Annotated in this window: 11 protein-coding genes and 1 tRNA gene; 5 read left to right on the top strand and 7 right to left on the bottom strand. The window is 28.0% G+C overall.

Features of this window, described 5'->3' with window-relative positions; genetic code table 11:
* Positions 1-314: hypothetical protein (locus tag ACY1IQ_RS20605; protein ID WP_461615753.1), on the bottom strand; the 314-nt coding region annotated here is incomplete at its 3' end.
* 200 nt (positions 315-514) lie between these two features.
* Here ACY1IQ_RS20605 and ACY1IQ_RS20600 point away from each other — a divergent pair.
* The gene (locus tag ACY1IQ_RS20600; RefSeq protein WP_461615752.1) at positions 515-685 is read left to right on the top strand and encodes a hypothetical protein; all 171 of its coding nucleotides are present in this window, start codon (positions 515-517) and stop codon (positions 683-685) included.
* Between the two features lie 119 nt (positions 686-804).
* Here ACY1IQ_RS20600 and ACY1IQ_RS20595 read toward each other — a convergent pair whose 3' ends face one another.
* From ACY1IQ_RS20595 to ACY1IQ_RS20585, 3 genes are all read right to left on the bottom strand, one after another.
* Positions 805-1,260 carry a hypothetical protein gene (locus ACY1IQ_RS20595; RefSeq protein WP_461615751.1) on the bottom strand — a complete coding sequence of 152 codons (456 nt, stop codon included), beginning with the start codon at positions 1,258-1,260 and terminating at the stop codon, positions 805-807.
* A gap of 220 nt (positions 1,261-1,480) precedes the next feature.
* Positions 1,481-2,137: an HAD family hydrolase gene (locus tag ACY1IQ_RS20590; protein ID WP_461615750.1), complete on the bottom strand. Its 657-nt coding sequence runs from the start codon at positions 2,135-2,137 to the stop codon at positions 1,481-1,483.
* 95 nt (positions 2,138-2,232) lie between these two features.
* Positions 2,233-3,579: a [Fe-Fe] hydrogenase large subunit C-terminal domain-containing protein gene (locus ACY1IQ_RS20585; RefSeq protein WP_461615749.1), complete on the bottom strand. Its 1,347-nt coding sequence runs from the start codon at positions 3,577-3,579 to the stop codon at positions 2,233-2,235.
* 310 nt (positions 3,580-3,889) lie between these two features.
* Here ACY1IQ_RS20585 and ACY1IQ_RS20580 point away from each other — a divergent pair, with 310 nt between their 5' ends.
* Positions 3,890-6,250, top strand: coding sequence for a YceG family protein (locus ACY1IQ_RS20580; protein WP_461615748.1), 2,361 nt, complete (start codon positions 3,890-3,892; stop codon positions 6,248-6,250).
* A gap of 33 nt (positions 6,251-6,283) precedes the next feature.
* Positions 6,284-7,390: a toxic anion resistance protein gene (locus ACY1IQ_RS20575; protein ID WP_461615747.1), complete on the top strand. Its 1,107-nt coding sequence runs from the start codon at positions 6,284-6,286 to the stop codon at positions 7,388-7,390.
* Between the two features lie 131 nt (positions 7,391-7,521).
* Here the strand turns inward: ACY1IQ_RS20575 and ACY1IQ_RS20570 are convergent.
* Positions 7,522-7,597: transfer RNA gene (locus tag ACY1IQ_RS20570), tRNA-Pro, on the bottom strand.
* A 353-nt stretch (positions 7,598-7,950) separates the two neighbouring features.
* Between ACY1IQ_RS20570 and ACY1IQ_RS20565 the strand changes: the two genes are divergently transcribed.
* Together ACY1IQ_RS20565 and ACY1IQ_RS20560 are read left to right on the top strand one after the other, a co-directional pair.
* Positions 7,951-9,321, top strand: coding sequence for an aldehyde dehydrogenase (locus ACY1IQ_RS20565; protein ID WP_461615746.1), 1,371 nt, complete (start codon positions 7,951-7,953; stop codon positions 9,319-9,321).
* Positions 9,322-9,437: 116 nt separating this feature from the next.
* A complete protein-coding gene (locus ACY1IQ_RS20560; protein WP_461615745.1) occupies positions 9,438-9,788 on the top strand; it encodes a hypothetical protein in 351 nt (116 codons plus the stop codon).
* Positions 9,789-9,904: 116 nt separating this feature from the next.
* Here ACY1IQ_RS20560 and ACY1IQ_RS20555 read toward each other — a convergent pair whose 3' ends face one another.
* Complete coding sequence (locus ACY1IQ_RS20555; protein ID WP_461615744.1) at positions 9,905-10,867, bottom strand: PhzF family phenazine biosynthesis protein; 963 nt, start codon at positions 10,865-10,867, stop codon at positions 9,905-9,907.
* 18 nt (positions 10,868-10,885) lie between these two features.
* The gene (gene murC, locus ACY1IQ_RS20550; protein WP_461615743.1) at positions 10,886-12,259 is read right to left on the bottom strand and encodes a UDP-N-acetylmuramate--L-alanine ligase; all 1,374 of its coding nucleotides are present in this window, start codon (positions 12,257-12,259) and stop codon (positions 10,886-10,888) included.
* Positions 12,260-12,281: the final 22 nt, after the last annotated feature.

The following is a 12,281-nucleotide window of genomic DNA, read 5'->3' as shown; positions in this document are numbered from 1 at the left end:
CCCGACAGGTCCAAGCGGTCCAACCGGCCCAACCGGCCCAACAGGTCCAACAGGTCCAACAGGCCCAACAGGTCCAACCGGTCCAACAGGCCCAACCGGTCCAACAGGTCCAACAGGTCCAACCGGCCCAACAGGTCCAACAGGCCCAACAGGTCCAACCGGTCCAACAGGCCCAACCGGTCCAACAGGTCCAACAGGTCCAACAGGCCCAAGCGGTCCAACAGGTCCAACAGGTCCAACAGGTCCAACCGGCCCAAGTGGTCCAACCGGTCCAACCGGAGCACCAGGTCCAACAGCAATAGCAATTTTATCAAGCAATGCAACTCAAACAGTTGTTAATAATGCACCAGTTAGCTTTAATTTAATCAGTAGTACAGGAATAGTTACTGACGCAACTTCTGCTACTATTATAATTCCAGGTGTTTATTATATAACTTGGCATGTAGCTTTAGGAAATGATAACACAGGAAGTGCTCAATTTGCTATTACACGTAATAATAGTAATGCACAAGCTATGGCAACTAATCAATCAAATGATCAATTGAGTGGTAGTGTAGTATTAAGTCTTGGAGAATTTGATGTAATAAGATTAATAAACACATCTGGAGTTAGCAAAACTCTTTCAGTAACAGTTGCAGGTGCTAATGGAATAAGTGCTAGATTGACTATAGCAAGAATCTTATAAGAAAATTAAATCTATTAAAATTTTAATATAAGACCATAATAAATCTCCCATCTGTAAAGGATGGGAGATACTTTATTAACATTATAAATTGGTTAAAACATTGTATAAATTAATAACAATTATTCAATATTTCTATATGTGTATAAACCAGTTTCTACAGTTTCCAATTCTTTAACATCGCTTTTTCTAACAAAGCCTTTTATGTTTTTATTTTGCGATTGAATAATTACTTTAACCTCATACCAGATTATATTATAAACTTCACAACAATCTATAATTTGAACTTTAACTCCTTGAGAAAGATTTCTCACTATAGCTGAATTAAGAAGTGGAGCAATATATAATAAAGTGCTATTTTTTATTTCTCCATGATAAGAATATACTGGCAAATAGGATATAATTAAATTTTCTAACGGAGTATTAAACGTCTTAAGTTTAGATAACAATTCACTATTGCGTCTTGACAGTACTCTAAGCTGAGTATATTGTTTATTATATTTTAAAGAAAGAAAAAAAGCATATCCACAAGCTATACAAGCTATTAAAAAAAAAGTGTACATAAAAAAAGTCTTCATATATCCCCCTAAGTAAAATAAATACTATTGTTATAAGTTTATTCAGAAGATATAAAAACTTGACTAATAATTTAATTTTATAAATTATACCTTATTAAAATTTGTTTTAATAAGGCTTAAAATTCATAGATAAATGCGAAATATCTAGAGGATAAACCTTTTTCATAGCTTTAAAAAACTTATAGTAAATTAAAAAGCCGTAACTTTTTATTACGACTTTTTAATTTATCTCTTTAAGTAATTCATCATATTCTTTTATAAATTTATCAGCAATTTTTATCATTTCTTCATGTTGATGAACTGCATGGTCATCATAAACGCCAACTACTTTCATGTTGGCTAATTTAGCCCCTTTTACTGCAGGAAGTATATCTTCAAAGACTATACAATTTTTAGGATCTATTCCTAGTCTTTTTGCTGTTAATAGATAGACATCAGGACAATCTTTTCCTCGTGTTACTTCATCAGTAGTAGTAATAACATCAAAATAATTATAAATGTCATTTGACTTTAAGCAAGCTTCTAATAATAATCTGTTATTACTTGTTGCTAAAGCTATTTTTATATTCATAGATTTTAGTAATTCTAAAAATCTTTTAACACCGGGCTTTAATTTAACATTCGTGCAATATTCTTTATAAGCCAACTCATTCCAGTGATCTTTTATTTCCTCTATGGTATATGGAAGATTAAAGGCTTTTTTAAAGTAAACAGCTACTTCATCATAGCTAAGATGGGCTATATCTGACTTCAAAGTTGGTGGTAAAGATAAATTATTGCTATTTAGGTAGTCAATGTCGATATTTTCCCAAACCCACATAGAATCAACTATTGTTCCATCCATGTCAAATATTGCAGCTTTTATATCTTTAAGCATATCATCACCTCTTAGGGTAGTATATCAAAGTTTCATCATAACTAAAAGGTAATTTTATAAATATAAAGTTTAAATTAAGTCATTAAATATATAATTTAATAAAAATCCCTATGAAATATATTGGTTTTATCATGATTTAGGAAATCATTTAAGCTATTTATATTAATTTTTTCTAAGATGATATTCATTGTTTCACTATCTACAGATACTTTAATTTCTGAGCTATTTGCAAATTCATTAACTTTAATTTTACCCAGCTCTCTATCAAGTATGACCTTAGGTCCTCCAACACACCCACCTATACATCCCATACCTTCTATAAAGTTTCCTGCAATTTCTCCATTCATAGCCTTGTTTAATAATTCTTTACATTCTTTAATTCCATTAGCTTGAACTGCTATTAAACTTTTAAATCTTTGGGGGAATAATCTTTCTATACATTCGGTTATAGCTATAGATACTCCACCAGTTCTAGCGTATAATCTTCCACCACGAGAAGTATATTCAATTGAAGGTGTTTCAGGGAGTTTTTCAGGTTTAATACCAAAGACATTAAATATTTCTTGCATTTCAGAGAAAGTTAATACAAAGTCTATATCTCCTAATAAATCTTTTTCCTTAGCCTCTGCCTTTTTAGCAACACAAGGACCTATAAAAACTACCTTCACATTAGGATTTAAAGCTTTTATAATCCTGCCAGCAGCAATCATAGGTGATATAGAAGGAGAAACATGTTTTACTAAATCTTCATATACTCTTTTAAGCATAGCAACCCACATAGGACAACAGCAGGAAGTTATCATAAAATCATCTTTAGTTTTAACCTTTGCATCGAACTCTACTGCTTCTTTCAGTGTCAGCATATCAGCAAAAAATGCTACTTCTACCATATCTGTAAAGCCTATTTTCATAAAAGAAGTTCTCAGCTGATTTATATTAGCATTATTAAATTGATTTGTAATAGCAGGTGCAACTGCCGCAATTACTATGCTATTACTGTTTAAAAGGTTTGCTAAAGGTAAAAATTCCACTCTATCTAATATACTTCCTGTAGGACAACCTTCAACACAAAATCCACAATCAGTACATTTTTTATTGTCTATATAAGTAGTTTTGGATTTTTCATCTACTAAAATAGCATCAAAAGGACATGATCTTTGGCAGTAAGTTTTTCCATCTTTATCTGCACAATCCATACTACATTTTCTTACTTTATCTACAACTTTATGATCAGGGGTGTATTTAAGTATTGCCTTTTTAATATCATCTATATAATTATCGCTAAAAGGAATTTCTACGCCACAGAGACTAGAAATTATTGCTGAAATATGTTCTTTTTCAGTATCATTATTATTTAATAATTCAGTAACTTTTTCTTCAAAGTTACCTTTTGAATATGATTCTATGAGTTCTTTAAATAAATTACTATATTCTGCTTTCAAATAATTCACTTCCTAAAATAAATAGTATTTAGTAAATATTTTTCCACATAAGGAAGATATTTATACGATTATATAAGGAAGGAGAGATTATATATAAACTTTATTCAATTGAGAAAAACAGTAAAATATAAAAATATTTAAATATAATTTCGAATTATATTTAAAATTAAAACTAAATATTAATAAACTTAATCATTAAAGTGTTTTATAGATTACTTATTCTTTTCTTTAATTGAACTAAAGATTTTTTTAAACTATAATAAAGTTACATAAATTATCTAAGGATGTTAAGCTAAGAGAGGTAATGTATATGGGAGATAAAGGCTTTTTACTAAAAAAATCAAATGATATTTTTAGAGATATGCTATTAACAAGAAAAGAAAGAAAAATTTCTGATAGTGATAATAATGAATATATATATGGATATAGATATATTGGTTTAAATAATGAGAGTGAATATTATAGTGAAATTATTAAATTGAACAGTAATCTTTCAAAATTAGGAAATATATATATACATTTTGTGGATAAAATTAATATCCCATATAATTTAGAGAGAACAAATAAAATAAAAGATTGTATAAATAATGCTTCCTTAAATGGCTTTTTGGTAGATAATATCGTAGAAGTTCTGCACCAGGAAGGTATGCTTAAAATTAATAATTTTATAAATAAAAATCTAAAAGAGGCTTTAATAAAATTAATTAACTTATATATGAAAAATGAAGGCAAAGTTAATTCAAGCTTGATAGTTAGTTTTATAAGTAAAATTATTTTTTGGCTTTATGAATATATACCTAAGAGCTTTTGCTATGATATAAAAGAGCATAATCCTAAGGTGTTGTATTATGGAAATATTAAAAAACATGAAGCATATTTTTTAATATTACTTTCTTTAATTGGATATGACGTTTTATATATTAATAGTGATAACGATAATATATTTTCCGCGATAGATTATCATAATGAATTTATATTAACTATCAACAATAAAAACAGAGTTGAAGTAAAAGAAGTTATATTAGAACATGGAACTGATGTAAGTAGTGATTTATATGATGAAGGGAAATCATCAAAGATATTATTAGTGAAAAGTAAAGATATATTTAAAGATATTTTTACCACTTTAAAAGTAAGAGAAGGTTACTTACAAAATCAAGTTTATCCAATATATTTTGAAAGATATATTGGCATAGAAAATGAAAATAGTGACATGTATTATAATAATCTATATAAATTGGATAAAAAATTAAAAGAAGAAAAATACAATTATTTAAAGTTTGAAAATAAAATTGCAGTACCATCTAATGAAGAAGCAACTAAATATATTGGAAAGATTAAGGAAAAAATAAATTTACTAGATATAAAAGATAAGAATAAAGTCATTGCAGAAATAATATCTCTTAATATTTTACCTAGGAGCAATAAAGAAGAAGTTAATTTAGTGATAAAAACTAGCTTTATAGAGATGTTATATTTATATCTTAATGTAGAAGAAAACTTAAATATATCTAAACTTCAAAACTTTGTAATGAAGCTTATATGTTGGATTAATAGATACTCTGTTATTTTACATAATAATTTTAATGAAGAGCGTAATGGAAAAATTATATATTATGGAGAAATAAAAGCTCATGAAATATATTTTTTAATATATGCATCTCTTGTAGGCTGCGATATTGTTTATATTAGTCCTAGAGAAGAAGATGATTTACTTTATAGTGTTTTGGATAAGCAAGGAAAATATACTTTTTTAACTAAGTTAGGTAGCTTTGCTCCAATTGAAAATTTTCCAATAATAGAAAGGGCTATAGTAAAAGAGACAGTAGCATATAAGGCTTCTAAGGAACTTGAAGAATTATTAGGAACGGATGTTGGTTACTATAAGCCAAGGCAATTAAATGAAAGTTTGACAAAATCAGTTTTATTAAAGACTACCTATGATGAAATGAAGATATTGTGGAAAGAAACTAGTAAGATAAGACCTCATTTTAAAGTAGAAGATAATATAGTCTATATACCTAATATATTTGCTAAAATAAATGGGACTCATGAAGATTTAGATGAGTATTGGAGAGATTTTAAAGAATTGTCTTCCAATAGTAATACTTTAACAATAAATACTGTTCCTTTTACGGAAATGAGATATTCACGACAAGATAAATACTCAATTATTTATTTCTTAGATAGAGATGGATTATTAGATTTTTATAAAGTGCAAAATAGTGATTTATATAGATTCAAATATTTAAGTGATAAATTACAAAATCTAATTTTGTCTAAAATAAATGAATTAATATTATTGAATCCTTTTAATAGAGAGATGGAGAAGGAATTCAAATTAAATATAATAATGACTGTTCTTAACATTGGTGATAATATTTTAAAATTAATAGAAACTTTTGACTATACATCATATATTCCTAAGGTGATAATATATGATAATACTAAGAATTTTTTAAGTGAAGAAGATATTATAACTTTAGCATATTTAAATATTATAGGGATGGATATAGCAGTATTCACACCTACTAATTATAAAAATATAGAAATATTATTAAAAGAAAATATTTTTAAAAGTCATAACTTGCCTTCTGTTAGGCTTAATTTATCTATGCCTAATCTGGAGAAAAAGAGGGATTCCTTTATTAGTAAGTTATTTCGATTTTAAAAAATGGAAAACATATAGGGAGGGAAGATAAATATGAAACTAAATGGAAGTGCAGCGTCAGAGAATACTGAGATAATTGAAGTTAAAGAATTTAATTTACAAAAGCAGAAAGAAGAGATAGCAAAAAGAGTTGAAAATTCACCAGAGATAAACAATATACTTGCCCAAATAGATACAGATAATATGCAAACGGTAGTGAAATTTGGAAATGAAACAGTAGAAAGTATATCTAAATTTTCTGATAGAATACTTAACAATATGGAAATGGCTAAGATAGAAGACACTGGAGCATTATTAAATAATTTAAATAAAATAATGGAGAAGTTTGATATAAAAGATTTTGAAGAAAAGAAAGTTGGATTTTTTGAAAAAGTATTTAATAAAACCAAAAACTCTATAGAGCAATTATTTAAAAAATATCATACTATGGGCGATGAAGTAGAGAAGGTATACATATCTTTAAAAGAATATGAAAACGAAATAAATGGTTTAAACATAAGCCTTAATGAGATGTTTGAAGAAAATCTTAAGCATTATGAAAAATTAGAACAGTATATACATGCCGGGGAATTTGCAGTTGAAGAACTTAGCACTAATATAATACCAGAGTTAGAAAGAAAAGCTGAAATAGGTGGAAATGTAGAGAAGATGGAATTGAGTAACATAATGCAAGTTAGAGAGATGATGGAGCAAAGAGTTCATGATTTAAAACTTGCAGAGAATATTGCATTGCAAACAATGCCTTCTATAAAAATGTTACAGTACAATAACTATAACCTTATTAGAAAAATAAACTCAGCCTTCATAATAACATTACCAATATTTAAGCAATGTCTTATTCAATCAATAATGTTAAAAAGGCAAGATGTACAAGCTAAAGCACTAACAGCGCTAGATGAAAAAACAAATGAACTACTTATGAGAAATGCAGAAAATTTAGCAAATCAATCTAAGGTAACTGCAAGATTAGCAAGTGGTAGCTTTGTTGATGTAGAAACCCTTGAAAAAACATGGCATACTATTGTAAATGGAATAACTGAAACTAAACAAATACAAGATGAAATAAGAGAAAAAAGAGCTATAGATAACAAAAAATTAGATGAACTAAAAAAAGAATTTAATGCAAAGCAATTAACTTAACATAAAAATAAAAAGGTTGTGAAAAGTAGAAGGAATGTCTACTCTTCATAACCTTTTGTTTTTAATATAATCTAATAAACTATACATACTAAATTTAGAATAAAAAAAGAGAGTTGCCTATGCAACTCTCTTGGTCGGGGTGACAGGGATTGAACCTGCGACCTCATGGTCCCAAACCACGCGCGCTCCCATCTGCGCCACACCCCGCCGACAAAAATTATTATATTACATACCTGAATGGTTGTCAACAACTTTTAAATAAAAATTTCATAAAGAGTATAAATTTTACCTATAGAACTTTTTAAATTATATTATTATTATAATTAAAGAGTAGATAGTATTTGCTAGATGAAATGATACGCATATTAATTTATAAAATTAATATGGTTATATAATCTTAATATTTATATTTTTATAATTCTATATGATAAATATTAATTTAAACTTTTAGTCATAATTTTATTATATTAAATGTATATAAACACTATAGAAAACATGTAATAAGTGGTATTATTTAGTTAATAATATGAATAGATATAAAAGATTTCGAGGTGAAACTTATGAGAGATATAAAAGACCTTGTAGATATTCAAAGGAAATATTTCTATACCGGAGAAACTTTAAGTATAGACTTTAGATTTAAACAATTGGCACTTTTAAAAGATATAATAACTAAAAATGAAGAAAAAATATTAGAAGCACTAAATAAGGATTTAAATAAGGCAAATTTTGAAGGATATGCAACAGAGTTGGGTATAGTATTAGAAGAAATTAATTACACAATAAAAAATTTAAAAAAATGGTCACAGCCTACAAAAGTTAAATCGCAAATAACTCATTTTCCTGCAAGTTGTTTTTCTTATCCTGAGCCATATGGAGTAACACTTGTTATCTCTCCATGGAATTATCCTTTTCAATTATCTATAGCTCCTATGATAGGGGCTATAGCGGGAGGAAATACAGTAATATTAAAACCATCTAATAAAAGTGTTCATGTATCTAAAATATTGACAAAACTAATAGAGCAGAACTTTAAAGAAGAATATATAGCAGTAGTAAATGGTGGTAGAGAGGAAAATACAGAACTTTTAAATCAAAAATTTGATTATATTTTTTTTACTGGAAGTGTACCTGTGGGACGTATAGTAATGGAGGCAGCAGCAAAAAACTTAACCCCTACAACTTTGGAGTTAGGTGGGAAAAGTCCTTGTATAGTGGATTATGATGCAGATATAAAAGTAACAGCTAGAAGAATAGTTTGGGGAAAATTTTTAAATGCAGGTCAAACCTGTGTAGCACCAGATTATGTATATGTTCATAAAGATGTAAAGAATGCATTGATCGACTCCATGATATACTATGTTAAGAAATTTTATGGAGAAAATCCTAAAGAGTCAAATGATTATCCAAGGATTATAGATACTGGACAATTTGATAGATTAATAGGATATTTAGATGAGGGAAACATTGAAATTGGTGGAAGATTTGAGAGGGAAGAATTATATATATCTCCTACAATATTAAGTGATATTACTTTTGATGATAGCATTATGAAGGATGAAATTTTTGGACCTATAATGCCCATATTGGAATTTAATAATTTAGATGAAGCAATAGATATGGTTAATAGTCGTCCTAAGCCATTGGCACTATATTTCTTTTCAAAAAATGAAAATAGTATCGAAAAGGTATTAACTTATACTTCATCCGGTGGAGTTTGTATAAATGAAACTATAATGCATGTAGCATCACTATATCTTCCTTTTGGAGGAGTAGGAGATAGTGGAATGGGAAAATATCATGGAAGAGCTAGCTTTGATACTTTTACTCATCATAAGTCAGTGGTTAAAAAAGGATTTTCAATTGATGTACCTTTAAGGTATCCACCATATAATGACAAGATTAAATATATAAAGAAGATATTTAAATAAATATTAGGCATAGATGTAAGTTAAGGTTAAACTCTTTCTCGTGCATTTATGCATTACTTTATTTATTAAAAATTATACTAAAGTATAACTAAAAATAATAATAAGAGGTGATGTTTATGAAATGCTTCGCTAATTATAATTTAAATATAAATAGTGATTTTGAAATAAAAATTTTTAGAGAAGATGAAAATGATATAGATTTGCTTATTTCAATAGATGATAGAACTTTAAATCTTAATATGGACAGTTACCACATAAGGTCAAGAATGCAATTTACAGGGGTACAGGGGATACTTATAAGGGCATGTAAGGACAATAATAATATTGCCACTATACATTTACTAAAGGATAGAGGAATACATTCAACAATTTGTAATTTTGAGGTTGATTATAGTAACTTAATTATAGAAATTAAATCTATGGAATTTTATGTTGATATGAATTTAAATATCTTAAAAAATAATTAATGAATATTATGGTGTATTTTGTTTTAGATATCTTATAACATCAAGAATTAATTAAAATATTTATACAAGCTATAAATAAACTAAATTTTTCATATAAATAAAAGGGCAAAAGCCCTTTAAAATACACCTAGTTCTATTTCAGTTTTATTTACTATAGAGGCTTTTCCACCTACTTTAATAATAATTCTTTCACAACTTTTTTCTACTTTAACTATTATCTCGCTAGGATTATCCATATAGTATCCTTGTTCACAATAAATAGTTGTGCTTTCATCTTCATTAACTTTTATAATTTCATTTTTTATAAGATAAGCTCCTAACGCTCCATTAGAAGTGCCTGTTGCACTTTCTTCATCAATTCCTGCTGCAGGACCAAAGTTTCTTGTAGAAACAGTAGAAGTATTATTTTCTGTTTCTAAAGTAAAAGCATGAACTCCAATCACACCTAAAGAGTTACTATAGTCTGCTAATTTCTTAAAATTAGGATTGATTGATTTTAATACACTAAGATTTTTAACAGGAAGCATTATATCTGCAAGTCCAGTAGATACTGCTTGAGGTTTTGTCTTAAAAGATTCTATAAAAATATCTTCGCTTGAAATACCTAGAATATCACAAAGTTCTTTATTATCATCTATTTCAAATAAAAATTTAGGCTCTGCTTGAGTCATTAGAACGTTAGATATGTTATCATCACTAAAATTAAGCTCTACATCTAATATGCCTGCTTTAGTTTTTTGTCTTATAATTTTTTGATTTTTTCCTTCATCGCAGGTTATCATTCCTAGCTTTGCTAAGGTATAGAAACTGGCGATAGTAGCGTGACCACAAAGCTCAACTTCCTGAGTTGGTGTAAAGAATCGAACTTCATAATCATAATCTTCTACATTCTTAGAGCTATTATGTTTTTTCTTATTAGCAGTAGGAATTATAAAAGCTGTTTCAGATAGCCCTACTTCTTTTGCAATAATTTGCATTTCTAAGGTGTTAAGCATAGAAGCATCTACAACTACACCTGCACCATTACCACCTTTATTATCTTTAGTAAAAGCATTTACTATATAAACTGATATTCCCATGTTCAAATTCCTCCTAAGTTATTCAAGAAACATTTCTCCTATTTTATATACATCTCCTGCACCAATAGTTAAAATAAGATCTCCATCATGCGTATTATTTTCTAAATAACTAACTATTTCATCAAAGTTATTAAAGTTTTTAGTATTGACACCTTTATCTCTAAGGGCATCTCCTAACTTTAATGAGCTAACTACTCCAGTATCTTTTTCACGAGCAGCGTATATATCTGCCAGTAGCAATTCATTAACACCATCAAAGCATTCTACAAAGTCATTAAATAGTGCAATTGTTCTAGTGTAGGTATGAGGCTGAAATATAGCGAATAATTTATTATGAGGATAATTTTTAGATGCTTCTAATGTTGCTTTTATTTCTGTTGGATGATGTGCATAATCATCAATAACAGTTATGTTATTTTTTTTACCCTTAAATTCAAATCTTCTATGAGTGCCTTTAAAGTTAAATAATCCTTCTACTATAGATTTTTCAGAAATATTAAGTGCTAATCCAGTACATATAACAGATAATGCATTTAAAACATTATGCTTACCAGGTACATTTAAACTAATTTTAAACAGCATTTTATCATCTTTATAAAAATCAAAGCTTCCACAGCCTAAATCATTATAGCTAATATTTTTAGCTCTATATTGTCCATTGTGTATACCAAAGGTAAGTATATTACACTTAGCATTTTCAATAACATCCAAACAATCAGCATCATCAGCATTAATTATTGCATAACCATCATTAGGAATTATATTTACAAATTTTTTAAAGGTATCTTTTATGTGATTTAAATCTTTATAGTAATCTAAATGATCTTCATCAATATTTAATATTATCCCTATATAAGGAAAGAATTTTAAAAATGAACCTTTATATTCACAAGCTTCTGTTATGAAATAGTCACTACTTCCTGCAAGCACATTTCCACCTATTACGTCAAGTTCTCCTCCTACTAATATAGTAGGGTCTAAATTTTCCTCTAATATAATATGAGAAACCATTGATGTAGTCGTAGTTTTTCCATGGGTACCTGAAACAGCTATACCATATTTATGGCCTTTCATAAGGTAACCTAAAAATTCTGCCCTATCCATTATTTGAATTTTATCCTGCTTTGCTTTCAGAAGCTCAGGGTTTTCAGGAGATATAGCAGCAGTATAAACTACTAAATCTACATCTTTTATATTATTTTCATTATGTTCTATATACACTTCTGCTCCATCTTTTTTCAACTTTTCAGTAATATTAGAGCATTTCATATCTGAGCCAGAGACCTTATATCCATTCTTTATAAGTATTTCTGCAAGACCGCTCATGCTTATTCCACCTATACCTATAAAGTGTATTTTTTTATTTTTATCTCTTAAAAAATCAAAAGACATATTAACAACTCCTTAATATTAA

Source organism: Clostridium sp. Marseille-QA1073 (genome assembly GCF_054863625.1).
Note: the sequence above shows the minus strand (reverse complement) of the source record. Positions and strands in the feature narration are given on the sequence as shown.